The 26,551-nt window shown below is 61.9% G+C and carries 23 protein-coding genes; 5 read left to right on the top strand and 18 right to left on the bottom strand.

Annotated elements, in window-relative coordinates:
• Nucleotides 1–11 precede the first annotated feature (11 nt).
• The 7 genes from AAGQ88_RS14675 to AAGQ88_RS14645 form a co-directional block, all read right to left on the bottom strand.
• Nucleotides 12–1,034 carry an ABC transporter permease gene (locus AAGQ88_RS14675; protein WP_342652744.1) on the bottom strand — a complete coding sequence of 341 codons (1,023 nt, stop codon included), beginning with the start codon at nt 1,032–1,034 and terminating at the stop codon, nt 12–14.
• Nucleotides 1,034–2,104: a microcin C ABC transporter permease YejB gene (gene yejB / locus AAGQ88_RS14670; RefSeq protein ID WP_342652743.1), complete on the bottom strand. Its 1,071-nt coding sequence runs from the start codon at nt 2,102–2,104 to the stop codon at nt 1,034–1,036. Before yejB ends, AAGQ88_RS14675 begins: the two co-directional genes overlap by 1 nt.
• A 1-nt stretch (nt 2,105) precedes the next feature.
• On the bottom strand, nt 2,106–4,034 hold the full coding sequence (locus tag AAGQ88_RS14665; protein WP_342652742.1) for an extracellular solute-binding protein: 1,929 nt from the start codon (nt 4,032–4,034) through the stop codon (nt 2,106–2,108).
• 152 nt (nt 4,035–4,186) lie between these two features.
• Nucleotides 4,187–6,922 (bottom strand): TonB-dependent receptor, encoded by a 2,736-nt coding sequence (locus tag AAGQ88_RS14660; protein ID WP_285423463.1) that lies wholly within the window; start codon nt 6,920–6,922, stop codon nt 4,187–4,189.
• Between the two features lie 198 nt (nt 6,923–7,120).
• Complete coding sequence (locus AAGQ88_RS14655; protein WP_093458803.1) at nt 7,121–7,522, bottom strand: biopolymer transporter ExbD; 402 nt, start codon at nt 7,520–7,522, stop codon at nt 7,121–7,123.
• Nucleotides 7,522–8,229, bottom strand: a complete 708-nt coding sequence (locus AAGQ88_RS14650) for a MotA/TolQ/ExbB proton channel family protein (RefSeq protein WP_093458802.1) — start codon at nt 8,227–8,229, stop codon at nt 7,522–7,524. The genes AAGQ88_RS14655 and AAGQ88_RS14650 overlap by 1 nt, the downstream gene beginning before the upstream one ends.
• Before the next feature lie 50 nt (nt 8,230–8,279).
• A complete protein-coding gene (locus AAGQ88_RS14645; protein WP_342652741.1) occupies nt 8,280–9,125 on the bottom strand; it encodes an energy transducer TonB in 846 nt (281 codons plus the stop codon).
• Nucleotides 9,126–10,348: 1,223 nt separating this feature from the next.
• On the opposite strand from AAGQ88_RS14645, the gene AAGQ88_RS14640 reads away from it, so the two are divergent.
• Complete coding sequence (locus AAGQ88_RS14640) at nt 10,349–11,458, top strand: DUF2817 domain-containing protein (RefSeq protein ID WP_342652740.1); 1,110 nt, start codon at nt 10,349–10,351, stop codon at nt 11,456–11,458.
• Nucleotides 11,459–11,500: 42 nt separating this feature from the next.
• On the opposite strand, the gene AAGQ88_RS14635 is transcribed toward AAGQ88_RS14640, so the two are convergent.
• Nucleotides 11,501–12,298 carry an NAD-dependent protein deacetylase gene (locus tag AAGQ88_RS14635; RefSeq protein WP_342655813.1) on the bottom strand — a complete coding sequence of 266 codons (798 nt, stop codon included), beginning with the start codon at nt 12,296–12,298 and terminating at the stop codon, nt 11,501–11,503.
• Between the two features lie 255 nt (nt 12,299–12,553).
• On the bottom strand, nt 12,554–13,378 hold the full coding sequence (locus tag AAGQ88_RS14630; protein WP_285423467.1) for an HDOD domain-containing protein: 825 nt from the start codon (nt 13,376–13,378) through the stop codon (nt 12,554–12,556).
• Nucleotides 13,379–13,748: 370 nt separating this feature from the next.
• Between AAGQ88_RS14630 and AAGQ88_RS14625 the strand changes: the two genes are divergently transcribed.
• Nucleotides 13,749–14,768 carry a branched-chain amino acid aminotransferase gene (locus AAGQ88_RS14625; protein ID WP_285423468.1) on the top strand — a complete coding sequence of 340 codons (1,020 nt, stop codon included), beginning with the start codon at nt 13,749–13,751 and terminating at the stop codon, nt 14,766–14,768.
• A gap of 196 nt (nt 14,769–14,964) precedes the next feature.
• Entirely contained in the window at nt 14,965–16,209 is a 1,245-nt protein-coding gene (locus AAGQ88_RS14620) for a serine hydrolase (protein WP_342652739.1), read from the top strand.
• Nucleotides 16,210–16,246: 37 nt separating this feature from the next.
• Here the strand turns inward: AAGQ88_RS14620 and AAGQ88_RS14615 are convergent, their stop codons facing one another.
• Nucleotides 16,247–17,152, bottom strand: a complete 906-nt coding sequence (locus AAGQ88_RS14615) for a LysR substrate-binding domain-containing protein (protein WP_342652738.1) — start codon at nt 17,150–17,152, stop codon at nt 16,247–16,249.
• 122 nt (nt 17,153–17,274) lie between these two features.
• On the opposite strand from AAGQ88_RS14615, the gene AAGQ88_RS14610 reads away from it, so the two are divergent.
• Complete coding sequence (locus AAGQ88_RS14610) at nt 17,275–18,033, top strand: SDR family oxidoreductase (RefSeq protein ID WP_342652737.1); 759 nt, start codon at nt 17,275–17,277, stop codon at nt 18,031–18,033.
• A gap of 36 nt (nt 18,034–18,069) precedes the next feature.
• Here the strand turns inward: AAGQ88_RS14610 and AAGQ88_RS14605 are convergent, their stop codons facing one another.
• The 4 genes from AAGQ88_RS14605 to AAGQ88_RS14590 form a co-directional block, all read right to left on the bottom strand.
• Nucleotides 18,070–18,999, bottom strand: coding sequence for an AEC family transporter (locus AAGQ88_RS14605; RefSeq protein ID WP_342652736.1), 930 nt, complete (start codon nt 18,997–18,999; stop codon nt 18,070–18,072).
• Between the two features lie 185 nt (nt 19,000–19,184).
• Nucleotides 19,185–19,505, bottom strand: a complete 321-nt coding sequence (locus tag AAGQ88_RS14600) for an RcnB family protein (RefSeq protein WP_342652735.1) — start codon at nt 19,503–19,505, stop codon at nt 19,185–19,187.
• A 72-nt stretch (nt 19,506–19,577) separates the two neighbouring features.
• Nucleotides 19,578–19,886 (bottom strand): RcnB family protein, encoded by a 309-nt coding sequence (locus tag AAGQ88_RS14595; RefSeq protein WP_285423474.1) that lies wholly within the window; start codon nt 19,884–19,886, stop codon nt 19,578–19,580.
• A gap of 163 nt (nt 19,887–20,049) precedes the next feature.
• Entirely contained in the window at nt 20,050–20,907 is an 858-nt protein-coding gene (locus AAGQ88_RS14590) for an SDR family oxidoreductase (RefSeq protein WP_342652734.1), read from the bottom strand.
• A gap of 86 nt (nt 20,908–20,993) precedes the next feature.
• Between AAGQ88_RS14590 and AAGQ88_RS14585 the strand changes: the two genes are divergently transcribed.
• Complete coding sequence (locus AAGQ88_RS14585) at nt 20,994–21,416, top strand: helix-turn-helix domain-containing protein (RefSeq protein WP_342652733.1); 423 nt, start codon at nt 20,994–20,996, stop codon at nt 21,414–21,416.
• Here the strand turns inward: AAGQ88_RS14585 and AAGQ88_RS14580 are convergent.
• The 4 genes from AAGQ88_RS14580 to AAGQ88_RS14565 form a co-directional block, all read right to left on the bottom strand.
• Nucleotides 21,411–22,019 carry an NAD(P)H-dependent oxidoreductase gene (locus AAGQ88_RS14580; protein ID WP_342652732.1) on the bottom strand — a complete coding sequence of 203 codons (609 nt, stop codon included), beginning with the start codon at nt 22,017–22,019 and terminating at the stop codon, nt 21,411–21,413. The two genes, AAGQ88_RS14585 and AAGQ88_RS14580, sit on opposite strands and share 6 nt — an antisense overlap.
• 158 nt (nt 22,020–22,177) lie before the next feature.
• The gene (locus AAGQ88_RS14575; RefSeq protein ID WP_342652731.1) at nt 22,178–23,278 is read right to left on the bottom strand and encodes an SMP-30/gluconolactonase/LRE family protein; all 1,101 of its coding nucleotides are present in this window, start codon (nt 23,276–23,278) and stop codon (nt 22,178–22,180) included.
• A 282-nt stretch (nt 23,279–23,560) separates the two neighbouring features.
• The gene (locus tag AAGQ88_RS14570; RefSeq protein ID WP_342652730.1) at nt 23,561–24,787 is read right to left on the bottom strand and encodes a cytochrome c; all 1,227 of its coding nucleotides are present in this window, start codon (nt 24,785–24,787) and stop codon (nt 23,561–23,563) included.
• Entirely contained in the window at nt 24,784–26,547 is a 1,764-nt protein-coding gene (locus AAGQ88_RS14565) for a GMC family oxidoreductase (RefSeq protein WP_342652729.1), read from the bottom strand. The genes AAGQ88_RS14570 and AAGQ88_RS14565 overlap by 4 nt, the downstream gene beginning before the upstream one ends.
• Nucleotides 26,548–26,551 lie beyond the last annotated feature (4 nt).

The following is a 26,551-nucleotide window of genomic DNA, read 5'->3' as shown; positions in this document are numbered from 1 at the left end:
ATGGGGCGATCTCAGGTTCTGGGGTCGAAGGCATCACGGCAGGCTTCGCCGATGAACACCAACAGGGAAAGGATCAGCGCCAGCGCGCAAAACGGGGTCAGGCCCAGCCAGGGCGCCTGCAGATTGCGCTTGGCCTGACCGATCAGCTCACCCAGCGATGCGCTGCCCGCCGGCATGCCGAAGCCGAGGAAATCCAGCGCGGTCAAGGTCGCGATGGCGCCGGTGACAATGAACGGCAGGTAGGTGAGGGTGCTGGTCATGGCGTTGGGCAGGATATGCCGCAGCATCAGCGCGCTGTCGGTCAGGCCCAGTGCCCGGGCGGCTTTCACGTATTCCAGATTGCGCCCGCGCAGAAACTCGGCACGCACCACATCCACCAGTGCCAGCCAGGAAAACAGCGCCATGATGCCCAACAACCACCAGAAACCCGGCTCGACGAATCCGGAGAGGATGATCAACAGGTACAGCACCGGAAGGCCCGACCAGATTTCCTGCAAGCGTTGACCGATCAGGTCGGCCAGGCCGCCGTAATAACCCTGAATCGCCCCGGCGAAAACACCGATGACGGTGCTGATGGCCGTCAGCAGCAAAGCGAACAGAATCGATACCCGCGTACCGAACAGCACCCGCGCCATCACGTCCCGCGCCTGATCGTCGGTGCCCAGCCAGTTCCGCGCGCTGGGTGGGCTGGGCGAGGGCGCCTTGAGGTCGTAGTTGATGGTGTCGTAGCTGAACGGGATCGGTGCCCAGAGCATCCAGCCGCCTGCGGACTCGATCAGCTTGCGCACGTAGTCGCTGGCGTAATCCGGCTCGAAGGGCAGCTCGCCGCCGAATCGGGTTTCCTCATACTGATGCAGGGCGGGGTAATACAGATGGCCCTGATAGCTGACGAGCAGCGGCCGGTCGTTGGCGATCAGCTCGCCGAGGAGGCAGACCACCAGCAGCCCGACGAATATCCACAATGACCACCAGCCGCGGCGATTGGCCTTGAACAGGGCCATCCGTCGCTTGCTTTGCGGTGAGAACTCGAACATCACGCGCTCCTCGCGGAAAAGTCGATGCGCGGGTCGACCAGGGTGTAGCACAGGTCGCCCACCAGTTTGATCAGCAGGCCGAACAGGGTGAACAGAAACAGCGTGCCGAACACCACCGGGTAATCACGGGAGACGGCCGCTTCGTAACTCATGCGGCCAATGCCATCGAGGCCGAAAATGGTTTCGATCAGCAGCGACCCGGCGAAAAACACCTCGATCAGCGCCTGAGGCACGCCAGCCACGACCAGCAACATCGCGTTGCGGAACACGTGGCCATACAGCACGCGTTGTTCGCTCAGGCCCTTGGCGCGGGCCGTGACCACATACTGGCGGCTGATTTCGTTGAGAAAACTGTTCTTGGTCAGAAGGGTCAAGGTCGCGAAACCCCCAATGACCAGCGCACTGACGGGCAGCACCAGATGCCAGAGATAGTCGCGCAGCTTGCCGAAGGTGGAGAGGCTGTCGAAGTCGTCCGACACCAGCCCCTGCGCCGGGAACCAGCTCAGGTAGCTGCCGCCGGCGAACACGACGATGAGCAGGATGGCGAACAGGAAAGCCGGGATCGCATAGCCGACGATGATCAGTGTGCTGCTCCAGACGTCGAACCGGCTGCCGTGATGCACGGCCTTGCGGATGCCCAGTGGAATCGAGATCAGGTAGGTGATCAGCGTGGCCCAGAGTCCCAGCGACAGCGTGACAGGCAGCTTCTGGGCGATCAGACCGGTGACCGTCGCGCCGCGAAAGAAACTGCTGCCGAAATCAAGTCGGGCGTAGTGGGTGAGCATCAGCCACAGCCGTTCGTGCATCGGTTTATCGAACCCGTACTGATGCCGGATGGCCTCGATCAGTTCGGGGTCCAGTCCCTGTGAACTGCGGCTGATACTGCCGGTGGCCGCGACTTCTGCGCCGCCGCCACCGACGCCGGCCGCCGGGCTCAGACCTTGAACCCGGGCGATCGCCTGTTCCACCGGGCCGCCGGGTGCGGCCTGCACGATGAGGAAGTTGACCACCAGAATGCACAGCAGGGTGGGAATGATCAGCAGCAGACGCCGCATTGCATACGTCAGCATGTCAACGACGCTCCGGTTTTGCGGACTGTGCACTGGCCTGCGGTGCCAGGCGTTCGGCCATCTGCTGGTTGGTCAGCGGCGTCGGGCTGACCTGCCACCAAGTGTCCAGGCCGACGTCATACATCGGCTCGACGTTGGGTCTGCCGAAGCGGTTGGCGAACACCGCGGGCGTGCCCTGTGAGTAGTAATTCGGAATCATGTAGAAACCCCACAGCAGCACCCGGTCCAGAGCGCGGGCGTAATGCAGCATGTCGGTGCGGGTGTTGGCGGCCACCAGCCCGTCGATCAGGGCGTCCACCGCCGGGTTGCGCAAGACCATGGCGTTCGAACTGCCGACCTGCCGCGCGCTCTGCGAGCCGAACAGGTTGTACAGCTCGCGACCGGGCGACAGGATCGGGTTGCCGTTGTTGGGCAGCGTGACGACGATCATGTCGTAGTCCCGGGCATTGAGCCGGTTCATGTATTGCGCCGAGTCCACCTTTCGAAAATTCAGGGTAATGCCGATCTGCGCCAATACGCGCTTGTATGGCAGGACCAGCCGGTCGAAACCACCCTGGCCATCGAGAAAGGTGAATTCCAGCGGCTGACCTGCCGCGTTCACCAGGCGATTGTGCTGCGCATGCCAGCCTGCGTCGGCCAGCAGCTTCAGCGCCTTGAGTTGCTTGTCGCGGATATAGCCGCTGCCATCGGTGCGCGGCGCCTGCCAGACCTGAGTGAACACTTCATCCGGGATCTGCCCGCGCAACGGCTCGAGAATCTTCAGCTCCTGCGCATCCGGCAGCTCGGTGGCGGCCATTTCGCTTTTGGGAAAGTAGGTCTGCTCGCGCACATAGAAGTTGCGCATGATCTGGCCGTTCACCCATTCGAAATCCCAGAGCATCGCCAGCGCTTCGCGAACGCGGCGATCCTGAAAGACCGGCTTGTCGAGGTTGAAGACAAAACCCTGTCCGGCCACCGGACGCTTCTTCGCCAGAATGGTCTTTTGCAATCGGCCGTCCTGCAGCGTCGGGGCGGTATAGCCGACCACGTACCCGGCCGAGGAATACTCACGGTTGTAATCGAAACTGCCGGCCTGCACCAATTGCCGTGCGACGTCGGTGTCGCCGTAGAAATTCACCGTGAGGGTGTCGAAGTTGTACAGGCCGCGACTGACCGGCAGGTCTTTGGCCCACCAGTCCTTCACCCGCTGAAAGCTGACACTGCGTCCGGGATCGACCCTGGTGACGCGATAGGGGCCGCTGCCCAACGGCGGCTCGAAACCACCGCCTTTGCTGAAGTCCCGGGTTTTCCACCAGTGTTCGGGCAGGATGCGCATGCTGGCCAGATCCAGTGCCAGCGTGCGGTTGAGGTTGTCCTTGAAATCGAAACGAATCTGCCCCGGCGCCTCGATCACCACGTCCTTGACGTCGGCGTACAGCGGCCGGTAGCTGAAGCTGCCCTGAGTGATCAGGGTCTGATAGGTGTACTGCACGTCCTGAGCGGTGATCGGCGTGCCGTCGTCGAAACGGGCGTCGGGGTTCAGATAGAACCGTACCCAGCGGTTGTCCGGGTCGCGCTCCAGCTTCTGCGCGACCAGCCCATACACGGTGTAAGGCTCGTCCAGCGAACGATAGGCCAGCGGCGAGTAGACCCAGGTATCGATCTGGCTGACCGCAATGCCTTGATCGACATAAGGCGTCAGGTAGTTGTACTGGCCGATTTCTTCGGCGGCGCGGCTCATCGATCCGCCTTTGGGGGCGTAGGGATCGACGTAGTCAAAGTGCATGAAACCGGCGGGGTATTTGGGCGCTTCGCCGTACACAGTCAAGGCGTGGGCCGGGGTCGCTAGGGCCATGGGCACGCCGGAGAGCAGCGAAATGAAAAACACCACGGTGTAGAGCAATGCGATGCCGGGCAGCAGTCGTCGCAGCGTGAGGGGGGAGGCACTCATGTTCGGGCAATCCTTGGTTTACAGATCGACGCATGCAAAGCGCTGAGAAAAAATCCCCCGGCCGGGGGAGGTGGATGAGACCTGCAAGCCGGGGGCGCGATTTCGCAGAAGTCGCCCGACGCGCCGGAGCATGAGCGCGTCGGGTTCAGGCCTTAAAAGTGGTACGTGGCGCGAGCGAACAGCGTGCGGCCCAGCGGGTCGGCGTAACGGGGGTCATAGCCGGACTGGAAGTTGTAGGCCTGGTTGGTGAACGGCGGATCGCGGTCGAACAGGTTTTTCACTCCGGCGTCGATGTCCAGCACCTTGTCGAAGGTATGCCCGACCGACAGGTCCCACAGCGAGTACGAGGGTACGGTGCCGTTGGTGGTGCGGTCGTAGTCGTTGTAGCCGCTGGTGAACCGGTTGGTCAGCGATGCACGGCTGTCGCCCAGGTTCCAGGTGCCGATCAGGACGTGTTTCCAGCGCGCGATCACGCCGTCGCCCTGGAAGTCGCCGACTTTGTCGGTGTACGGGCCGTCGATGGTGTTCTGGAAGTCGTAGCGGTTGACGTAGGTGCCGGTCAGACCGAGGCCGAACTGGCCGTAAGGCGTGTTCGGGAAGCGGTAATCCAGGGTGACGTCGACCCCGCTGGTCTTGACGATGCCCAGGTTGGAGTTGCCGGTCACGATGTTGGCGATCGAGCCGTCGGCGTTGCGGATGATGCGATCGCCGTAGAGATCGGCCTGGTCGAACACGGTGGATTCCGGGAAGGATTGAATCTGGTTGGAAATGTGAATCCACCAGAAATCCAGGCCCATGGACAGGTTGCTGACCGGCTGATAAACGAAGCCCACAGTGACGTTACGGGCTTTCTCCGGCGCCAGGTCGGCGTTGCCGCCGCTCAGGTTGAGGAACTGCTGATTACAGTCTCGGCCAGCCTGACCGCCAGGTTGCACGACACCGCCGGCGCAGAGGGTCGGATCGTTGTAGTAACCCTGGGTGTAGCTCAGGCTTTGCGGGGCATAAAGCTCATACAGCGAAGGGGCGCGGAAGCCTTCGCTGTAGGCACCGCGCAGCACCAGCTCCTTGAAAGGCTGAAAGCGGAACGAGTATTTCGGGTTGGTGGTGCTGCCGAAGTCGCTGTATTTGTCGTGACGCACGGCGGCGGTCAGTTCCAGGCTGTCGAGCACCGGCACGTTCAGTTCGGCGTACTCGGCCTTGACGCTGCGGTCCCCGGAGACGCTGCCCGCTGAGTCCAGGCCCAGGCTGCTGATGTCGTCGACGAACGCCTCGTAATCCTGATGCAGTTTTTCCTTGCGGTATTCACCGCCCAGGGCCAGACCGGCCTGGCCGGCACCGAACCAGTCGCCGATCTCGCGGCTGACTTTTCCGTCGAAGCCATACACGCGGCCGACGGCGCTGGAGTACTGGCCGTGGTATGCGGCGTTTTCGATGTATTGCTGACCGGCCGCCGACTGCGGCCCGAACGGGTTGAGCAGGCCGCTGGCCAGACCTGCGCGCATCGCGGCGTCGCTGACGTAGCCGGAGGTGACGGAGGAAAGCACCTTGTTCTGGTTGTAGTTCGCGCCGACGTTGTAATCCCAGCCGCCAACGGTGCCGTCGAAGGTCAGCAGCAATCGCTGGCTGGTGTTCTGGTCTTTGCCGCCTCGCGGTCCGGCGGCGGTCTCACGCCAGGCGGTGTCCACCGGTTGGGTGGGATCGAGGGGGAAGTTGGTCGGCGCAGGGGTGATGCCGTTGCCGGGGTAGTAAGGCGAGGAAGGGTCGATGCTCAGGCCGGTCAGCGGCGCAGGGCCGATGTTGGTGGCGTTGTTGTTGCGCGCCCAGAAGTACTCGAGGCTGACATTGTGATCTTCGGCCAGCTTGCCGGTGGCGCGGCCGAAGAACGAGGTCTTCTCGGTCTCGGGCAACAGGTCGATGTACTCGCGGGTGCTGAACCGGCACACGCCGTCGACGCCCACCAGGCTCGGCCCGGAGCAGTTCGGGCCGAGCGGGTTGGCGCTGTTGTTGCCCTGGTAATAGTTGCCGGGATAGGCGGTGCCGGAAGTCTGGTTGAGGCCGCGTCCGGGCACATAGTCCTTGGCGAAGGAGCGGTCGTTGGCGTCCAGGTTCTGCTGCTTGTTGTAGTTGAACACGCCCATCACGTTGAAGCGGTCTTCTTCCAGGTCGCCGAAACCCCAGCTGGCGCTCATGTCTTTGCTGGCGCCGCCGCCGCTGGCGGTCGGGGTGTCGCCGCCGAGGCTGAGGGTGCCTTCGTTCAGCGATTTCTTGGTGATGAAGTTGATCACGCCGCCGATGGCATCGGTGCCATAGAGCGCAGACGCGCCGTCGCGCAGCACCTCGATGCGGTCGATGGCCGCGAACGGGATCATGTTCAGGTCGATGGCGCTGCCGTTCGGAGTACCGACGCCCGACAACGCATTGTTGGCCAGACGACGGCCGTTGAGCAGGACCAGCGTCTTGTTCGCGCCGATTCCGCGCATGTCCGCATAGGACGCGCCGCCGGTGGAGGCACCGACCGAGCCCGAACTGTTGTACATCGACTGGCTGCCGGTGATGCGCTGGACCATCTGCTCGGTGGTGGTCACGCCCTGTTTTTTCAGCTCTTCGGCACGCAGGATCGTCACCGGCACTGCGGTTTCGGCATCGGCGCGGCGCACGGCCGAACCGGTCACTTCAACCCGCTGCAATTGCGTGGTGGCCGGCACGGCGGCGGCTGCAGCGGGCACAGCGGCTTCGCTGGCCGGGGCGGCATCGGCAGCGGCATCGGTGCTGTCCGCGGCCTGTGCCGAACTCATGCCCACGGCCAGTGCGCAGATCCATGCGCGCGGGTGCCGTCGTACAGCGAAAACAAGAGGCTTGACGGTAAAACCAGGAAAACTCATCAGCATGGTAATTTCCGATTTATTCCAGATGTTATTGAAATGGCCTTGTGAGCCCTCGTTGCTCCGACGCGGTTGTGGCGGTCGGGAAATCCACTTTTTCCAGGCAAGCCGCTCCCCTCCATGGTCCCAGCCATGGACGGCCGTTACATCGGGAGTAGGGTGTGCAGGGCTGCGGGTCGCCGCAGCCGCGTTTCTATCGCTGCATCATTTGGAGGTCATCACCGAAATCCTAGTGATCCCCGAGCGCTCGATCGACGCCATCGCCTTGGCCACCTGGCCGTAGTTGACGCTGGTGTCGGCCTGCAATTGCACGCGCACCTCGGGGTCTTTGGCCTTGACGTCCTTGAGGCTGATCTCCAGGGACTCCGGGGCAATCTCGGATTTGGCCAGGTAGAACTTGCCGTCCTGATCGACGCTGACGACCACCGGGTCTTTCTTTTCAGCGGGGGCGACGGCGTCGGTTTTCGGCAGGTTGACCTTGATTGCGTTGGTCATCAGCGGGGCCGTGACGATGAACACCACCAGCAGCACGAGCATCACATCCACCAGCGGTGTGACGTTCATTTCGCTGAGCACTTCATCGCTGTCTTGAGTAGAGAACGACATCAGCTCGCCTCCTTGACCGATTGGCCCTGTTTGTGGGCGATGGGTTGGCGGCTGACGGCGAAGGCGCTGCGCTGGGCGAGGGCGTCGAAGTCATGGGCGAAGTCATCCATGTCGGCCACGGCCAGTTTCAGGCGGCGCAGGAAGAAGTTGTAAATCAGCACGGCCGGGACCGCGACCGCGATGCCGACCCCGGTGGCGATCAAGGCATGACCAATGGGGCCGGCGACGGTTTCCAGGCTGGCGGAGCCGCTGGCGCCGATACTCTGCAACGCTTCCATGATTCCCCAGACCGTGCCGAACAGGCCGATGAAGGGCGCGGTGCTGCCGATACTGGCAAGGATCGCTTGCCCGGCCTCGAGCGAGCGGCGTTCTTTCTGGATCTGTTGCCGCAGGTTGCGCTCCAGACGATCCGAACGGTTGATGGTGTGCGCCAGTTGCTGTGTGGTGCGCGGAGTGTCTTCTACGGCCATGGCTTCGAAGCCGCTGTTGGCGATGCGCGCCAGCGAACCCGGATACTGCGTGGCATGTTCGGCGGCGGTGAGCAAGTCCGGCGCGGTCCAGAACGCCTTGGTGAACTGCCGGTTCTGGGTTTTCTGTTTCAGGTACTGCGCGGATTTGATCAACAGCAATCCCCAGCTCAGCACCGAGAACAGCACCAGAGCCCAGAGCACGCCGGGGACAATCATGGAAGAGAGCGATTCGTTCATGGTTACACCTCACCAGCTAAATAAGAGTTGTCAGTGGTTTGCCTGCCGGGTCATTCCGGCAACTTGAAATCGATGGTCTGGGTCGCAAAGCCTTCGATGGGCGTGTCGCCGCGCTTGGCCGGAATGAACTTCCAGTTGCGCACCGTCTCCACGGCCGCATCGTCGAGAACCTGCTTGCCGCTGGACTTGGTCACCTCGACGCTGCCAGCGCGGCCGTTGGGCAGCACCTTGATGCGCAGGATCACGCGACCTTCCATGCCTTTGCGCAGAGCCGCGCCGGGGTATTCCGGTGGCGGGTTGCCCAGGCTTGCCAGCCCCGAAATGGCTGCCGTTTCCTTGGCCGGCGCGGCTGGGGCCGCGGGCGCTGCAGGGGCTGCCGGCGCGGGAGTCGCGGCCGGTGCGGGCGCCGCAGGTGTACTGGGCGCGGCTGGCACAGGCGGTGAGGGCGGTGTCGGCTTTTTCACCGGTTCCGGCTTTTTCACGGGCTTGGGCTTCTCGACCTTCGGCTTCTCCACCGGTTTAGGCGGCGGCTTGACAGCATCCGGGTCTTCCACCGGCTGCTCCGGCTCCGAAGGCGGCGGCGGAGGGGGTGGCGGCGGTGGCGGTGGGGGCTCAGGCGGTGGCGGCTCGGGTGTCGGCGGCGTTGCGCTGGTCAATTCCACGGTCATTTCAGGAACCTGCGGCGCAACTTCCGCAAGTTCGGCTTTTGCAGTGTGCATGTACCACCAGATGGCGCCGTGAATAAGGACCGAAGCGGCAATCAATAACAACACTTGCGGCCTGTTCAATCCGCCAGGTCGTGAGGTGTTTTCCTTGAACGGAATACTCGGCCAGACCCTGGAAAGTTCATCCGGGGACGGATCGGGCAAGGCGTTCATCTTTACCGCGTCGTTCATTAAAGCTCCCTCGTTTAGTTGAAGGGCAATAAGGTTCCGTTCAAACATTTAATCAATGTTCGAATACCTGATGCTTGCACGTGTATAAGGCGCAAAACACCCGTGAGCGACAATGAATTGTCGGCTCTTATATCGGAATGAGTCAGGTTGCAGTGGCTATGGAGACGACATGGATGTTCCCTGATTTCTTGTTTGTGTACGTCGAAGTACGACAGTGTGTCGAGAGGTCTACAGGGCAGTAATAGCAACCGCTGTGCCAGCCAGTACGTCTAGGACGATGTTTCCAGGCATTACGACCGATATGTCGCATTCTTGTAATTTTTTATCGAATCCCTGTTTAAAGCGGCCGTGGACAAACGCGGACCAATTGAACCAATCAAAAAATCGGGGCGAGCGGGCCCGTTGAGTGCGCCGGGAAAGTTTCGCAGTGCCTCGTCTTAAATCAATCGGAAGTGTGTGCACCAAACCCGATAACTTGGGTTCGAATTGGTGCGTAATGAGTTAGCTGTGCATGGCACGTGTCCTCTTAGTTAGTGACTGGTCAGTCACATAAGTGGCTTGAGAATTTCCTTGGGATGATTACAAGCGTCCATCTGTTTGATGATGGCTATTTAATATGTGGCACTTCGGATGCCGAGTACTCTCTGCCAAGAAGTCCTGTTTTATAAAAGCGCAAATGCCGCGCTTATCGGATGCGTCCGTGATTAACAAATAAAAGTCGGTGTCGCGGGTGCTGCAAAAAATAAAGGCGTTCGGCGCGGATCTGCGTCGGGTGTGAAGCCGAATGAGCGCGAACGGTCAGGCGCTGGAACAGGCACCGCCGGGCATCGAGCCAAGGCTGACTGACGATGACGCAGGACGAGCAGGCGAAGGGCTTATGGCTAAGCGAGGGGTGTTCGATGACGGTCGGGCAATGAGGTACACGTTTCGAATTCCTTGTCGACGGACGTCAGACTTGTGGTTGGCGTCCTGCACTGTTTATGGACAGGGTGATGTCCGTTTCCTGCACTTTGGTGCGTGTTGCGCACCGATGGGCAGCGTAGACTCGCGGTTTTGTTGAGTTCGCGGGCCTGCGGGTGGTACTGACGTCCCACTTGTGAAAATTCCCTGAAAAAAATGTGCCAATAAGCGCTTTTTTTGTAACAAATTTGAAGCACTGCGGTTCAGGCGGTAAAACGGTCCGTGCGCCGAGCCTGATTCGGTCCTTATTCTCGAGGGTTTCGATGAGCCAGTTTTTCCCCACCCAGCCCGGTTACCGCGCGCTGCGCGAACGTTTCCTGAAGGCCGCCACCGCACTCGGTGCTGACCTGAGCGAATACCCGCATCCGCTTGCCGGCCCCTTTGGTGAGCGTCTGTTCACCGATGTCGCCTGGATCGGCCCGCCCGACGCCCGCAAGGTGCTGGTTGCCCTGAGCGGGACCCACGGTGTGGAGGGTTATTACGGTTCTGATTGCCAGAGTCGTTGGCTTGAAAGCCTCAAGGGCCGCGCACTGCCCGAAGGCGTCGCGGTGTTGATGATCCACTTGATCAATCCGTGGGGTACCGCGTGGATGCGTCGGGTCAACGAGGACAACCTCGATCAGAACCGCAACTACCTGAACTTCGCCAGACCGTTGCCTGATAACCGTGCCTACCGGGACGTGCATGCCCTCTACGCGTGCGAACAGCTGCGCGGGCCGTTGCGCGATCAGGCCGACGCCTTGTTCAACGCCGCCATCGCCGAACGCGGCTGGTCGGGCCTTATGTCGGTCGTGGAAGCGGGGCAGTATGAATTCGCCGATGGCCTGTTTTATGGCGGCAAGGGTCCGAGCTGGTCGAACCGAACGTTGCGCAGCATCCTTGCCAGGCACCTGAGCGGCGTTGAGGTGGCGGCGTGCTTCGATCTGCACACCGGCGCGGGAGATTACGGCCATCCGATGCTGATGAGCATCGTCGAGTCAGGTTATCCGGCGCTGAAAGACGCCCAGGCACTGTTCGGCCCTTGGCTGTTCACGCTCATCACCGGCGCCAACCAGATCAGCGCAACCGGGGTCGCCGCGACCTCCACCGGGTACACCTCGCAGATGTTGCTCGACGCCTTGCCCGGCGTGCATCTGATGCCGTTCGTGATCGAATGCGGGACGTACCCTGGCGCTGAGGTGCACCAGCACCTGCGTGACGACCACTGGTTGCACCTGCACGGCGACCCACTGGACGAAACGGGACGGGCGATCAAACAAGGATTGCTGGAACAGTTCTACCCGGCCGACCCGGACTGGCAGGAAGTGGTGTGGATGCGAACGCGACAGATCTGGGAGAAGGCGTTGGCGGCGCTGCCGGGCATCAGGCCCTGACACGCCGGTCCGTGATGGGTCGACACGGCGGCAGATATCCGCTCAGGGCGTTATCAGTCGCTGTGTGAGCTGCGGCAGCAAGACTTCGCAGGACGCGCCGATTTTGAGGTCCAGCAGGTCATCGGCGCGGGTTTTGCCCAGATTGATCGCCACCAGCGGCTTGCCCTGATCAGCCATCGCCCGGCACAGCCGGAACGCTGAGAACGCCATCAATGACGATCCCACCACCAGTAACCCATCCGCCTCTTCAACCTTTTCCATCGCCCTTGCGGCAGTGGGCGCAGCAACGTTTTCGCCAAAAAACACCACATCCGGCTTCATGCGCTCGCCGCCGCAGTGCGGGCAATGCGGCACCTGGAAACGCGCCTCGAACGCCTCATCGAGCAACGTGTCACCATCGGGTGCCTGCACGGCATCGACCCCGGCCAGATACGGATTCTGGTCGAGCAGGCGCTGCTGAATCACGTCTCGCTCGGTGCGTTTCCGGCAATCCAGGCACAGCACCCAGTGCAGGCTGCCATGCAGTTCCACGACATCCTGACTGCCCGCCTGATCGTGCAGCGTGTCGACGTTCTGAGTGATCACGCCGCTGATCAGGCCATGCTGCTGCAGGGTCGCGAGGGCGTAGTGGGCTGCGTTGGGACTGGCGGCGCGCACCCGTGGCCAGCCGAGCATGGCGCGCGCCCAATAGCGTCGGCGGGCCTCGGGCGCGTTGAGAAATTCCTGAAACATCATCGGTTGCCGGCCCCGTCGCACGCCGTCGCTGTCGCGGTAGTCGGGGATCCCGGAGGATGTACTGATGCCGGCCCCGGTCAGGACCACGAACGAGCGTTCGCCCATCCAGTGCAGGAGCGTTTCAGTCCCGGATTCGGCAGACGTGTCGAACATGCAGAGTTCCTCGTGAGCGCAGCGGTGGGCCGATACTAAACGAGGCGGGTGATTTATGCTTCGGCCGATTGAGCGGTGTTGCGGTTGATGTCGGGCTCTGCAGGCAGAAAACGTGCTGGCGTCTGCAGCGGTTCAGCCAATGATTCAGTGGCTGCACTGCAATCGCCAGCACGCTTACGCCCAAAGGTTCTGCAGGCAAACCTGGCCTTAGCTCAGCAGCTCTGCAAACGCCTTGTCTGCTTCCAGCACGGCGGGCAGTGCTGCGAACAGCGCGTCCAGATCGATCCCCTCGAACAGCGGGCCGTCGACCGCTTGTCGTGCTTCTGGCGTAGCGCCGCCATGGTTTTCCAGCGCGTCGGAAATAGTCAGCGCCTGGGCGACGATCCGCGGCTGGGTTGCATCGCCCGGCGCCTGCATGGGCCTGGCCTGATAGGCAATGGCGTGCTGAATGACAGTGGGCAACTGCCAGCGACGTGCCAGTTCCGCACCGACTTCCGGATAACCGAAACCCAGTTGCAGCGTTTCAATGGCTGCGCGACCGGTCGTGCCGGTTTTCGTCACGCTGTTGATGCGTTCCGCCACCTGAGGCGCACCGGTCTGAATCAGCAATTCCCCGATGTCGTGCATCACCCCGCAGGTGAAGGCAATTTCCGCATCGGCACCGGACTGCTTGGCCAGCAACCGACAAATTCCGGCCACCTGAAAACTCTTCAGCCAGAATCCTTTGAGGTCGAAGCTTGGTCCGGCCTTGAACGCGCCGGTGACCGCCGAGGCCAGCACCAGCGTGCGCAAGGTGTTGAAGCCCAGCCGCATCGCCGCGTCCTCGATGCTGGAGGATTCACGTGCGCCCCGGAACCGGGCGGAGTTCGCCAGGCGCAGGATTTTGGCGGAAATGACCGGGTCCTTCTGAATGTTGCGGGCGATGCTTTCAAGGTTCGATGAAGGATTGTCGAACTGCAGAATCAGGTCTTGAGCCACTTTGGGAATGCTCGGAAGACTGCCCAGATCCGCGAAGAGTTGCTCGATACCCATGGCACTGCTCCTGTCTCATGTGAATTAGCAACGATAGGCAACATTCACGGTTCTGCACGCCCGGTGTTCAGCTTTTGGTACAGGCGGCACACTCTGGGAGGCAATGGGAGCTCTACCTGAAATGAAAGGAAAATGACGTCAGCCCGGGGTGCCAGAACGGGCAGTTGTCGGTGTTTTTTGAACCGACCTGCATGCCCTTGCACGATCTTTTTCAGCTCCCGAGCAGCGGAGGCGGTTTGTCGGGCAAAAAATCAGTAATATGGCGCAACATCGGAACGGGCCGTGTCCTGTACCGGGCCTTCACGACCATATTGAAGAAACGCCAGACGCCGGGAATGCCGGCCGCGCTGGCCAGGAAATAGAGGGTGTCATGGGTAACGAAAGCATTAATTGGGACAAGCTGGGTTTCGACTACATCAAGACCGACAAGCGCTATCTGGCTCACTGGCGTGACGGCGAGTGGGAAAAAGGCACCCTGACCGAAGACAACGTGCTGCATATCAGCGAAGGTTCCACCGCGCTGCATTATGGTCAGCAGTGCTTTGAAGGCCTGAAGGCTTATCGCGCCAAAGACGGCTCGATCAACCTGTTCCGTCCGGACCAGAACGCCGCTCGCATGCAGCGCAGCTGCAGCCGCCTGCTGATGCCCCATGTGCCGACCGATGTGTTCATCGAGGCGTGCAAGGAAGTGGTTCGCGCCAACGAGCGCTTCATCCCGCCTTACGGCACCGGCGGTGCGCTGTACCTGCGTCCGTTCGTGATCGGCGTGGGCGACAACATCGGCGTCCGTGCCGCCCCCGAGTTCATTTTCTCGGTGTTCTGCATCCCGGTCGGCCCCTACTTCAAAGGCGGCATGAAACCGCATAACTTCGTGATCTCCAGCTATGACCGCGCCGCGCCACAAGGCACCGGTGCCGCCAAGGTCGGTGGCAACTACGCGGCCAGCATGATGCCGGGCAGCGAAGCGAAGAAGCATGGTTTCGCCGACGCCATCTACCTGGACCCGCTGACCCACTCGAAGATCGAGGAAGTGGGCTCGGCCAACTTCTTCGGTATCACCCACGACGATCAGTTCATCACGCCGAAATCGCCATCGGTACTGCCGGGCATCACCCGTCTGTCGCTGATCGAGCTGGCGTCGAGCCGGCTGGGTCTGAAGGTCACCGAAGGTGAAGTGTTCATCGACAAGCTCGATCAGTTCAAGGAAGCCGGTGCCTGCGGTACCGCTGCCGTGATCACGCCCATCGGCGGCATCAGCTACAAAGACAAGCTGCACGTCTTTCACAGCGAAACCGAAGTCGGCCCGGTGACCCAGCGTCTGTACAAAGAGCTGACCGGCATCCAGTTCGGCGAGATCGAAGGCCCGGCAGGCTGGATCGTCAAGGTCTGATCCCGACGCTTTCACCACAAAAAACACCGCCTTCACGGCGGTGTTTTTTTTCGCCCGGCGTTTACGTACGAAATTTCCGACCTCAGGTTTGGCAATCCCTTGACTGAATGCGCAGTGTGGCGTCGGCGGGTGAACTATGGTTCATGCGGGCCATGTCCCGACGTCTGATAACGGCGATAAAGAATAAGGAAGCGTTATGTACCCACGAGCTGTTTCACGTTCCGTTCAGCGCGCTCGGCCGCTGGCATTTTCCATGGGGCTGCTGGCCCTTGGGCTGACACTGAACGCCGGGGCCGAGGATTACCCTCACGCCCACGAGAGCATCGGCACGGTCGAGCAGATTTACGACGGCGCAATGTTGCCGGACCTTGCCGTCAGCACGTACCGCAACATCGACCGGCTGTTTCCCACCCATACGATCAAGGCCGGCGGCCACCCTTACGCGTTGCCCAGGTCGGACAAGCAACTGGCCAATGTGCGCTTCACCTACGAGGGCAAAAAGTACGACCTGTACGACTACGTGGCACTGGACAGCGTCACGGCGATGCTGGTGATCAAGGATGGCAAGATCGTCTTCGAGACCTACCAGCGCGGCAACAGCGAGAAAACCCGCTGGATGTCGATGTCGATGGCCAAGTCCATCACCTCGACGCTGGCCGCTGCCGCGATCAAGGACGGGCTGATCAAAGGCCTCGATTCGCAGGTCGTCGATTACGTGCCTGAGCTCAAAGGCAGCGCCTACGACGGCGTGACGGTGCGCGATGTACTGATGATGTCCTCGGGGGTGAAGTGGAACGAGACGTACACCGATCCTGCATCGGATCGTCGGGCTCTGCTCAGGGCGCAGATTTCGCAGAAACCGCGTTCGGCGGTGACGCTCATGGCCGGGCTGCCACGCGCCGCCGAGCCTGGCACGGTGAACAACTACAGCACCGGCGAGACGCAGATTCTGGGGGAAATCGTGCGCGGCGCGGTGAAAATGCCGCTGGCCGACTACCTGTCGAAGAAGATCTGGCAGCCGTTCGGCATGGAAAGCGATGCCCGATGGTGGCTCGATTCGCCCGATGGCGTGGAGATTGGCGGCAGCGGCATCAGCGCTACCTTGCGCGATTACGGGCGCTTCGGGCTGTTCTTCATGAATGGCGGGAAGATCGACGGCAAATCCATTCTGCCCGACGGCTGGGTCAGCGAAGCCACCTTGCCGACCACCCTCAAGGGCGGCAAGAAGCTCGATTACGGCTACATGTGGTGGACCGCCTGGACCGAAGCCTCGGTTGAAGATGGCGCCTACGCCGCCGTTGGCATCCAGGGACAGAACATTTACATCAATCCAGCCAATAACGTGGTCATCGTCACGTTCGGCGCGCAGCCCAAGCCGGTGGACAAAGAGCCTGTCGATCCCATGACTTTCTTCGACGCCGTGGTCGCCGCCCTGAAATAGCGGCTCAACCGCGCCGTGACGGCGACGGGCTGTCAGGTCAACGCTGTACGCCGTACTCGCCAAGCAACTGCGCCATCCAGTCCATGAACACCCGGCAGCGTTGCGGCAGGTGACGGCGATGGGCGTACAGCAGTGACACCGGCATCGGCGCGGGCAGGTAATCGGGCAGTATCTCGACCAGGTCGCCGCGCGCCAGCTGGTAGCGCTCGGCCAGGCGGGGGATCTGCACGATGCCCAGACCGCCCAGGCACGCCGCCTCGTAGGCTTCGATGTAGTTGACGGTGACGCTGCACGGCATGGCGACGTGGCAGTCTTTGCCGTCGCGGTGGTACTCGAACATCGAATCGCTGCCGCCGAACGCCGACACGTAATTGACCAGCCGATGCTGCTGCAGATCCTCCAGCGTGTGGGGAACGCCAAAGCGTTCGGCGTAGCTTCTGCTGACGCAATTGACCATCTGCAGGTGGCCGACCGAGCGCGCCACCAGTGACGTATCGGGCAGTTCACCGACGCGCATGATGCAATCGAACCCCTCGCGGACCAGGTCGACGCGGCGGTCCGTGCTGCTGATTTCCAGCTCGATCAAGGGGTGTCGGGCAATGAACTCCCCCAGTCGGGGCATCACCAGCCTGCGTGCGACGGCAGTCGGCATGTCGACCCGCAAGCGACCGCTGAGCACCGCGTTGTCCTGGCGAAACAGGTTCTCCAGCTCGTCCATCTGCGCCAACAGGTCTTTGCTGCGCTCGTACAACACCTGGCCGTCCGGGGTGGTCTGCACTTTGCGCGTGGTGCGCAGCAGCAGGCGCGTGTCGAGCAGCTCCTCCAGCCCGCGGATGTGTTCGGACACCGTCGAGCGCGGTAGATTCAGGGCGTCGCTGGCCTGCGTGAAGCTCGACATCTCGGCGACCCTGATAAAGGTTTTCAGCAGCTCCAGCTTGTTCATGAATTCCTGCCTATTGTTCGGCCTGTTCGACTATTCATGTCGGAGGAGGGCTGTTTATCAAATGACTGCCGAACAATACGCTGGTCCTCAACGACTGACCATCACTCCATGAGGAAGCATTCATGAGCAACAAGATCGCGATCATCACCGGCGCAAGCCGTGGCCTGGGCAAGAACACTGCGCTGCATCTGGCCCGGCAGGGCGTTGACATCATCGGCACCTATCACAGCCGCGAAGACGAAGCGCAAAGCGTCGTCGCCGAAATCGAAGCCTTGGGCGGCAAAGCGAAAATGCTCAGGCTGGATGTTGGCAACAGCGGTCAGTTCGACGTGTTCGTCACGCAGATCGCCGCACTGCTCAAGGCCTACTTTCAGGCTGAGCGCATCGACTTTCTGGTGAACAACGCCGGCATCGGCCTTTACGCCTCTTGTGCAGAAACCACCGAGGCGCAATTCGATCAGTTGGTGAACGTGCATTTCAAAGGGCCGTTTTTCCTGACCCAAAAACTGCTGCCGCTGCTGGCCGACGGCGGGCGTATCGTCAACCTGTCGTCGGGGCTGGCGCGTTTCTCGCCGGTCGGCTATGCCGCGTATGCGTCGATGAAGGGCGCAATCGAAGTGTGGACGCGTTATCTGGCGAAAGAACTCGGGCCGCGCGGCATTACCGTGAACGCCATCGCACCTGGCGCCATCGAGACCGATTTCGGCGGCGGCACGGTGCGTGACAACGCCGATGTGAATGCCTGGGTATCGGCGAATACTGCCATGGGCCGCGCCGGCCTGCCGGACGACATCGGCGCTGCCATCGCGATGCTGCTGGGCGACGGCGGACGCTGGATCACGGCGCAACGCATCGAAGTGTCGGGCGGCATGTTCGTCTGAACGACGCCGGGCGTTGACGAAGGTCCGGGCCCGTCGCTAACCGTTGATGTAATAGATGCACAGCGACAGGGTCAGCAGTGAGCCCAGCGTCGAAATCAGGATGGTGCTGGAGACCACCGACGCCTCTCGCTTGTAGTACTCGGCCAGCATGAACGGCCCGGTGCCGGTGGGCAGCGCGCTGAGCAACAGGGCGGAGTTTGCCCACAGCGGCGGCAGATGAAACACCTTGAACGCCAGGAACCAGGTCAACAGCGGGTGAGCGATCAGCTTGATCAACACCAGAAGGCTCGTGCCATGGCGCGGGCCTTGTTGTTTCTGGGCGAGAAACAGTCCCAGGGAAATCAACGCGCAGGGCGTGGTCGCCGCGCCCAGCAAGCTGAGGAATTTGTCCAGCGCGCCCGGCAGCGGTACGCCCGTGGCGGCCCAGCAAGCACCCAGAATCGGCGACACCACCAGCGGGTTCTTCGCCAGCGCGAGCAGCACCTTCAACACGATCCGGTGCACTTTCGCTTCGCCTTGCAGGCCGACTTCGATGCACACCAGCGCGATGCCAAACAGCACGCAGACCACAATCAGCGAGGCGATGAGCGCAGGTTCCAGACCGTTCTGTCCCAGCACCATGACGCACAGCGGAATGCCGATGTACCCGGTGTTGGCGTAGGACGCACTCAGCGCATCGATGCTGGCGTCGGCAAAATGCCCGGCCTTTCTGCGCCGCAGCAACAAGGTGATGACGAACATCGCCATCGTCGACAGGGTGAAAGCCAGCACGAAACCGGGATGCCAGATCTGCTCCCAGGTGGCATTGGCGGTGGCGGTGAACAGCAATGCCGGTAGGCACAACCAGACCACCATGCGATTGATTTCAGACGCCGCGCCGGGGCCGAGGCGGTTGGTCCGTCGGCACAGGTAACCCACCAGGATCAGGGCAAAAATCGGCAACAGCACATTCAAAACGGAAGACATCAGACCCGGCCTTGGCTATTTGAAGAGATGCAGCGAAACAAACGGCAAAGATTAAAGTCGGAAATCGTTAGCGTCCAACCTTTCTCGCCATTGACGCCGGGATTTCATCTGGCCGGATGCCCGTGGCAGAGCGGGCGCAAGAGGGAAGCCGGGTGCCCGAGAGGATTCGGGCACCGCGAGGAGATTCATTTTTTCAGCGGTTTGGTCTTGACCGGTGCGATGTCGAGAATCTTGCCGTCGCTGACGTTTACCAGCACATACTTGTCGTTGATCATCACCCACTGGCTGTCTTCGGCCGGTGCCGTGAGGTGTTTGTCCTGCCAGTCTTTGATGCCGACGCGTTCTTCTTTATAAAGATCGGGCGCGGTGTCGCCGACTTTGTAACGCTGATTGGTGTGTTCAGCCTGCACGCTGGCGTTCGAGGCTGTCTGCGCCTGGGCCATGAAGCTGGTGCCGCTCAGACAGGTCGCGATGGCCGCGCAGGCCATCAGGGTTTTCAGGTTCATGGGCAATTCCTTCTGTTATTCCTCTGGTCAACCCGAAAATCGGGCCGCTGCGCTGTGGTTTTCAGCGTCGTATTATTTTTTGACAGGAACAATGTCGGTGATCTGGCCGTTGGTGGTCTGCACCTGAACGTACTTGTCGTTGATGCGCACCCACTGGCTCTGCTCGGCGGGCGCCTTGAGGCCTTTTTGCTTCCAGTCTTTGATGGCCTCGCCTGGGCGCTGGAATTTTTCCGGCGCGCGATCACCTTTTTCCAGGTCTCGCATGTTGTCTTTGGAGGGTTGAACGGTCTGCGCTGGTGCGTCTTCGGCTTGCACGGCGAAGCTGGCGACAGAGACACATCCCAGAATCGTCAAACCGGCGATGAGCGATTTGCTGTTCATTCGAAACTCCTTTCCAGTGCGTAATGCGCTGTCACTAGTTCCGACCGTGGTGGCTGCAAATCATTCAGTGGGAGAGGGTGGATGTGCGGACCTGCGCTAAGGCCAGTGCGTCGGCGCACGCCGCAGACCATGAAAGCGGCCTGCGGGCGTGGCAGACGTCGGATCAGCCAGCCAGCGCCTGTTCGATGCTGGCGCTCAGCGGCGTTGTCGGCCGACCGATCAGACGGCTCAATTGGCGGGCGTCGTCGAACAGGGCGCCCTTGGCCGCCGCGGCATCGGAGTCGGACAGCAACTCGGCGACAAACTCAGGCAGTCCGGCCTGCAGCAGCGCAGCGCGGTAGTCGGGCTGTGACAGGTCGGTATAAACCACGGGCTTGCCGGCCTGACGCGACACCTGGTCGGCGAACTCGCTGAGTGTGTAGGCGCTGTCTCCCGCCAGTTCGTAGACACTGCCGGCCTGATCATCCTGCGCGGTCAGCACGGCAACGGCTGCCGCTGCGTAATCGGCGCGGGCTGCCGAACTGATGCGGCCTTCGTCCGCGCTGCCGAAATGCGCGCCATGGGCCAGATCACCCGCGATGCCCGCCGTGTAGTTTTCGTGATACCAGCCATTACGCAACAGCACTGCCGGAACCCCCGACTGTGCCAGCGCGGCTTCGGTCTGGCGATGCTCTTCGGCCAGCCCGAGCGCCGAGGTCGGCGCGTGCAGAACGCTGGTATACGCCAGCAGCTTGACGGCGGCACGTCTGGCCGCGTCGATCACGGCCTGGTGTTGAGCCACCCGCTGACCGACTTCGCTGGACGAGATCAGCAGGATCTTTTCCGCGCCGGCAAACGCGCTGTCCAGCGTGGCAGGCTGCGAATAGTCGGCATGACGAACCTGTACGCCCTTGGCCGCCAGGTCAGCGACTTTTTCCGGGCTGCGCACAGCCGCAACGATCTGACTGGCAGGCAGGGTCTGCAGCAGTTGAGTAATGACTAGACGACCCAATTGGCCGGAAGCACCGGTGATGACGATCATGATGATGTACCTGAGCGGCAGTGAATGTGCGCTCAGCATAGTCATCATGCTAACCTTTAGTAAGTACGTACAAAAAGGTAAGTGCAATGAACGACATTTCAAGCCCGTCGACAGAAAGCGCCTCGCTGCTGGAGCGTATCCGTACCGGTGAGGTGCTGGCACGAGACTGCCCGTCGCGGGAAATTCTCAACCATGTGTGCAGTCGCTGGGGTGTGCTGGTGCTGGTGGTGCTGCTGGACGGCATGCACCGGTTCAGCGAACTGCGGCGCAAGATCGGCGGTGTCAGCGAGAAGATGCTTTCCCAGACTCTGCAGAGTCTCGAGCAGGACGGGTTCATCGACCGCAAGGCGCTGCCGGTGGTGCCGCCACATGTGGAATACAGCCTGACCCCGCTGGGCGAGGAGGTCGCGTTGCAGATGGACGGCCTGACGACGTGGATCGAGCGCAATCTGCCGCGCATCCTGCAGGCGCGGCAGGCCCGCACCGTCAGCGCGAGCGACGGGTCATAAGGTCGCGGCGAGTGCCACGGCTGCCTTGCTGGCAGCGCTGCGGGATTCGGCGTCAACTTCCGGGCCCAGCAGGGTTTTCTCGATGACGATGTTGTATTGCTCGTCGATGCCGACCATCTCCGCCCACGTGGTGAGGTAGGCGATCTGATGCTCGGCGCGATCCAGAGGCGCGCCCCGGGCCGCGATGACAACCACTTTGCGCCCGTCGAGCAAGCCGTTCAGGCCGCGCTCATCAAAAGTGAACAGCAGGTCTTTCTGACTGACGACGTCGATCAGGTGCTTGAGCTTGTAGGGAATGCCGAAATTCCACATGGGCACGGCAAACAGGATGATGTCGGCGCTGACGAAGCGCTGGGCCAGTTCCGTGATCTGCGCCCAGGCCTGCGCCTGCTCCGGCGTGCGCTCGATGCCCTGAATACCGGCGTACTTGGCGTCCAGCGCCGCGCCGTCGAACTCGGGCAGGGGCGTGTTCCAGACGTCCAGGGTGTCGACCGTGGCAATCGCGTGCTGAGCCTGCCAGGCATCGATGAACGTCCTGGCCACCTCGATCGAGGCGGACCGTTGCTTGCGGGGGGAGCTTTCGATGTAAAGCAGGTGCGGCATGACGGTGTCCTCTGCGGGAAGAAAGCGGTGCTTGATTATTAGCAGAAGACTGCGCCGCCGGTTCAAGAGTTGCAGCGTCGCTTGCCCACCTCCTGCCTGACGGCCCTGCGCCGGGCCGGCCGTGACCATCCTGGCCGACCCGACGCAGCATGCTCGCGTCAGCCGAACGTGGCGCCGCGTGTGTTCACGAACAGCGAATAGATGGAATGACTGCTGGCCATGAACAAACGGTTGCCCTCGCGGCCGCCGAAGCACAGGTTCGGGCAGCGTTCGGGCAGCGAAATATGACCGATTGCCTTGCCCTGCGTATTGAAGACGCGCACGCCGTCGAGCTTTTCCAGGTCGGCCTTGGGATCGCCGTTGCCACCCCAGCCGCACCAGAGGTTGCCCGCTTCGTCGCACTTCATGCCGTCGATGGCGGCGTAATCGAGCCCTTCGACATGTTTGCGCCGGGCGCCGAGGCTGCCATCCTCGTTGACCGCGATGGCCCAGATCAGCCGGTTGGGCTTGGCCCGCCCTTCGACCACGTAAAGGGTTTTTTCGTCCGGCGAGAAACACAGGCCGTTAGGGCCGTTGAGGTCGTCGATCACTCGCGTGACCTTTGCGCTCTGGCCGTCGATCCTGTAAACCGCATGGGGCTGCGCGGGAGTGATCTTGTGACCTTCGTAGTTGTTGCCGGTCTGGAAGGGCGGGTCGCTGAACCAGATCGAGCCATCGCTTTTGCAGACGATGTCGTTGGGCGAATTGAAAGGCTTGCCTTCGAAGCTGTCCGCCAGCACGGTCACGCTGCCGTTGTGTTCGATGCGGGTGATGCGGCGGCCTTCGGTACTGGTGGTCGAGCCTTCGCAGACGAGGAGCCGGCCCTGGCGGTCGCGACACAGCCCGTTGGAGAAATTCGAGTTCTCGCGGTAGACCGAAAAGGTGTCGGTGATTTCGTCCCAGCGCATGATCCGGTTGTTGGGAATGTCGCTGACCAGCAGATAGCGCCCGTCGCCCACCCAGACCGGACCTTCGGCCCAGCGCATGCCCGTGGCGAGCTTCTCCACGCTGGCGTTGAAGATGCGCAGGTCGAGGAAGCTGTCGTCGAGAATGTGGATCAGCGGATCGGGATAGCGTTGGCTGAGCGGCTCGGCGGCGCTGGCCAGACGAGGAAGGGCGGCGCTGCCGAGGGTGGCGAGCGTGGCCGATACGGCCAGTGAGTGTTTCAGAAAGGTTCTGCGACTGTTGCCTTCAGGCTCATCGGAATAGGTCGATTCCATGTAGCGGTCTCCGTTGAATTATTTTTTTACGGGCCGCTAGTAATACATCGTGATAAGACATCGTACAAGTGCGAGTCGGTCAGCGAATACCAAGTTGCAGGCGCAGCATTCCGCCGAAGGACTGCCGCCAAGGGCAGCAGCGCGAGACTCGCTTCGCCTGCCAAGTCATGAAAAGTCATGAAAAAAAGCCCGGCCTCATCTCTGAGGCCGGGCATTTTCAATGCGCCAACAGCGCGTGGAGCGCTGCGGCGGCGGTGGCTTCGTACGGCGACTTCGTACCGGTTACTTCGGCGTCAACGCCTCTCGCACATCTTTCACCTGCGCAGCGGACACCGCAGGCGCCGCGTTGCCCCAGGTGTTGCGCACGTAGGTCAGCACATCAGCGACGTTGTCGTCCGACAGGTTCCAGCCGAATGCCGGCATGGCTGGCGCGGTCGGCGCTGCATCGGTGGCGCCCGCACGGCTGCCCGCCAGCACCACACGAATCAGCGACGACGGATCGTTGCTGTTGATCAACGGCGCCTTGGCCAGTTTCGGGAACAGGTGGGCGGCGCCTTCACCGGTCGGCGTGTGGCACGCCGAACAGCGGTCAGCGTAGATCGCCTTGCCCGCCACCATCGCCGCATCACTGGCCGCAACCGCGGCCGCCGGCTCGGCCGGCCTGGCGCCGTCCTTCAGGTAGACCGCCACGGCCATCAGGTCCTCATCGTTCCAGTGCTGCGACGAGTGCTCGACTTCCTCGGCCATGGGGCCGGAGGCGATGTCGAAGCGGTTCGCGCCGGTCTTCAGGTACTGGACGATGTCCGCTTCGTTCCACGCACCCAGACCGTCGTGGCCGGTGGAGGTGATGTTCGGCGCCACCCAGTTCTGCAAGTTGGCGCCAGTCAGGAACTGGTCGTTCTTGTCGCCGCCGATCAGGTTCTTCGGCGTATGGCAGGTGCCGCAGTGCCCGAGCCCTTCAACCAGATAAGCGCCGCGGTTCCACTGCTCGGACTTCTGCGGGTCGGCCTTGAATTCGCCTTCCTTGAAGTTGAGCAGGTTCCAGCCGATCAGGCTGGTGCGCACGTTGAACGGGAAGGGCAACTGATTGGTTTCCACCTTGTTGTCCGACGCGTCGACGGTTCTCAGGTAAGCCCAGATTGCCAGGTTGTCTTCGCGCCGCACCTTGGTGTACGCCGTGAAGGGCATGGCGCCGTACAGACGCTTGCCGTCCAGGCCGTGCCCCTTGGACATGGCGTTCTGGAAGTCTTCAAAGGTCCAGCGACCAATGCCGTTGACCGGGTCCGGCGTGATGTTGGCGCCCGCGAGTTTGCCGAAGGGCGTATCGAGGATGACTCCACCGGAAAACAACGGCTTGCCAGGCAAGGTATGGCACGCCGTGCAGTCGCCCAATGTGGTCAGGTAGCGGCCTTTTTCCACCAGGTTATAGGAATCAGCACCAGTGGCGGCGTGAACCAGGCCAACGGACAGTCCGATGACGCCCGCACATACAGTCAGAAGCGTCTTCATACGCTGATCATCTCCCCTGGACGCTTGAGGTAGCGGGTGCGAATGGCGTCCGCCGCTTTGAAAGCCAGTGCCGCCACGGTGCCGGTCGGGTTGTAACCGGGGTTCTGCGGAAACGCCGAGGAGCCGACCACGAACAGGTTGGGCACGCCCCACACTTGCAGGTATTTGTTCACCGAGCTGTTCTTCGGGTCGGCGCCCATGATGAAGCCGCCGACGATGTGCGACGACTGATACGGCGAGCTGTTCCAGTGGCCGGTCTGGGCGCTGGGGACCATCTGCCGTGGATTCATGCTCTTGGCGATCTCGCCGACCTTGCCGGTGACATAGGCCGCCATCTTGCGGTCGTTCTCCGGGAAGTCGAAGGTGATCCGCAGCAACGGGCGTCCCAGCGGGTCCTTGTAGGTCGGGTCCAGCGACAGGTAATTGGTGCGGGTCGCGTAACTGCTCGCTTCGCAGCCGATGGACATGGTGCTGGCGTAATTCTTGACCGTGGCCTTTTTCCATTCCGAGCCCCACGCCGGGGTGCCGGGCGGCAGCGGGCGAGAGTCGATCGGCGCTGCACCGATCGGCGTGACGCGCGTGCTGCCGCCGCCGACGAAGCCCAGCCCCGAGTGGTCGAAGTTGTCGTTGTTGAACTCGTCGATGCCCATGCCGATGGCGCCGCCGCCGATGAAGGGGTTGAAGTTCTTGTCATCGAAGAACATGCGCACGCTGTTGGCGGTCTGGTAGGCGTAATTGCGGCCGGTGGTGCCGGTGTTGGTGACCGGGTCATAGGGCTGGCCGATGCCGGACAACAGCATCAGGCGCACGTTTTCAAAGATGAAGGCACTGATGACGACCAGCTCGGCCGGCTGTTCCCATTCTTCGCCGTTGGCATCCATGTAGACGATGCCGGTGGCGCGCTTGCCGCTGCTGTCCATGGTCACGCGCAGGACTTCGCAGTTGGTCATGGCGGTGAAGTTCGGCTTGCGGATCAGGACCGGCAGCACCGTGGTGATGGCACTGGCCTTGGAGTAGTTCGCGCAACCGTAGTTGGTGCAGAAACCGCAGTAGGTGCACGGCCCCATCGCCACGCCCAGCGAGTTCACATACGGCTGCGACACCAGGGCCGAGGGCACCGGGAAGGGCTTATAGCCCAGGTTAGTCGCCGCTTCGGCAAACAGCGTCGGTGCGTAAGTCTGCTGCGTCGGCGGGTTGGGGTATTCCTCGGAACGGGCGCCCTCGAAGGTGTTGCCCCCTTCCTGAATCACGCCCTTGATGTTGCCGGCCTTGCCCGAAACGCCCGCCAGGCGGTCGAATTTGGTGTAGAACGGCTCCATCTCTTCCCAGTCGGTGCCCCAGTCCTGCAGGGTCAGTTCAGGGGACAGCTCTTTGCCGTAGCGCTCTTTGAGGTGGCTGGCGAGGCGAAACTCATGGGGCTGAAAGCGGAAGGTGATACCCGCCCAGTGGTTGCCCGCGCCGCCTGTGCCGTTACCGGGGTGGAACGAACCCCACGAACGCATCGGCAGCGCGGTTTCGTTGACGCTGTTGCGAATCGTCGTGGTGTTTTGCCGGGTCCGCAGCATCAGGTCCTGACGGCGGTTGTAGCGCAGTTCGTCGGCCGCCGAGGCGACGTTGAAGTCGGCTGCGGTGTCACGCCACGGGCCCCGCTCGAAACCGATGATCTTGAGGTTTTCGTCCGCCAGTTCGTTGGCAATGATGGATCCGGCCCAGCCGAGCCCGACAACCACGACATCCGTGGAAGGTAGTTTTTTGGCCATGTCG

The sequence above is a fragment of the Pseudomonas sp. F3-2 genome, assembly GCF_038804275.1.
Classification (GTDB): domain Bacteria; phylum Pseudomonadota; class Gammaproteobacteria; order Pseudomonadales; family Pseudomonadaceae; genus Aquipseudomonas.
The sequence above is the reverse complement of the archived record's forward strand: the minus strand, read 5'-3'. Positions and strand labels throughout refer to the sequence as shown.

Excerpts from the sequence above, each read along its gene's own strand:
- AAGQ88_RS14630 (WP_285423467.1), bottom strand. The coding sequence starts at position 13,378 with ATGGGTATCGAGCAACTCTTCGCGGATCTGGGCAGTCTTCCGAGCATT.
- AAGQ88_RS14660 (WP_285423463.1), bottom strand. The coding sequence starts at position 6,922 with ATGCTGATGAGTTTTCCTGGTTTTACCGTCAAGCCTCTTGTTTTCGCT.
- AAGQ88_RS14640 (WP_342652740.1), top strand. The coding sequence starts at position 10,349 with ATGAGCCAGTTTTTCCCCACCCAGCCCGGTTACCGCGCGCTGCGCGAA.
- AAGQ88_RS14655 (WP_093458803.1), bottom strand. The coding sequence starts at position 7,522 with ATGTCGTTCTCTACTCAAGACAGCGATGAAGTGCTCAGCGAAATGAAC.
- AAGQ88_RS14620 (WP_342652739.1), top strand. The coding sequence starts at position 14,965 with ATGTACCCACGAGCTGTTTCACGTTCCGTTCAGCGCGCTCGGCCGCTG.
- AAGQ88_RS14595 (WP_285423474.1), bottom strand. The coding sequence starts at position 19,886 with ATGAACAGCAAATCGCTCATCGCCGGTTTGACGATTCTGGGATGTGTC.
- AAGQ88_RS14625 (WP_285423468.1), top strand. The coding sequence starts at position 13,749 with ATGGGTAACGAAAGCATTAATTGGGACAAGCTGGGTTTCGACTACATC.
- AAGQ88_RS14565 (WP_342652729.1), bottom strand. The coding sequence starts at position 26,547 with ATGGCCAAAAAACTACCTTCCACGGATGTCGTGGTTGTCGGGCTCGGC.
- AAGQ88_RS14570 (WP_342652730.1), bottom strand. The coding sequence starts at position 24,787 with ATGAAGACGCTTCTGACTGTATGTGCGGGCGTCATCGGACTGTCCGTT.
- AAGQ88_RS14650 (WP_093458802.1), bottom strand. The coding sequence starts at position 8,229 with ATGAACGAATCGCTCTCTTCCATGATTGTCCCCGGCGTGCTCTGGGCT.
- AAGQ88_RS14580 (WP_342652732.1), bottom strand. The coding sequence starts at position 22,019 with ATGCCGCACCTGCTTTACATCGAAAGCTCCCCCCGCAAGCAACGGTCC.
- AAGQ88_RS14675 (WP_342652744.1), bottom strand. The coding sequence starts at position 1,034 with ATGTTCGAGTTCTCACCGCAAAGCAAGCGACGGATGGCCCTGTTCAAG.
- AAGQ88_RS14645 (WP_342652741.1), bottom strand. The coding sequence starts at position 9,125 with ATGAACGACGCGGTAAAGATGAACGCCTTGCCCGATCCGTCCCCGGAT.
- AAGQ88_RS14610 (WP_342652737.1), top strand. The coding sequence starts at position 17,275 with ATGAGCAACAAGATCGCGATCATCACCGGCGCAAGCCGTGGCCTGGGC.
- AAGQ88_RS14615 (WP_342652738.1), bottom strand. The coding sequence starts at position 17,152 with ATGAACAAGCTGGAGCTGCTGAAAACCTTTATCAGGGTCGCCGAGATG.
- AAGQ88_RS14590 (WP_342652734.1), bottom strand. The coding sequence starts at position 20,907 with ATGATCGTCATCACCGGTGCTTCCGGCCAATTGGGTCGTCTAGTCATT.
- AAGQ88_RS14605 (WP_342652736.1), bottom strand. The coding sequence starts at position 18,999 with ATGTCTTCCGTTTTGAATGTGCTGTTGCCGATTTTTGCCCTGATCCTG.
- AAGQ88_RS14575 (WP_342652731.1), bottom strand. The coding sequence starts at position 23,278 with ATGGAATCGACCTATTCCGATGAGCCTGAAGGCAACAGTCGCAGAACC.
- AAGQ88_RS14585 (WP_342652733.1), top strand. The coding sequence starts at position 20,994 with ATGAACGACATTTCAAGCCCGTCGACAGAAAGCGCCTCGCTGCTGGAG.
- yejB (WP_342652743.1), bottom strand. The coding sequence starts at position 2,104 with ATGCTGACGTATGCAATGCGGCGTCTGCTGCTGATCATTCCCACCCTG.
- AAGQ88_RS14665 (WP_342652742.1), bottom strand. The coding sequence starts at position 4,034 with ATGAGTGCCTCCCCCCTCACGCTGCGACGACTGCTGCCCGGCATCGCA.
- AAGQ88_RS14600 (WP_342652735.1), bottom strand. The coding sequence starts at position 19,505 with ATGAACCTGAAAACCCTGATGGCCTGCGCGGCCATCGCGACCTGTCTG.
- AAGQ88_RS14635 (WP_342655813.1), bottom strand. The coding sequence starts at position 12,298 with ATGGGCGAACGCTCGTTCGTGGTCCTGACCGGGGCCGGCATCAGTACA.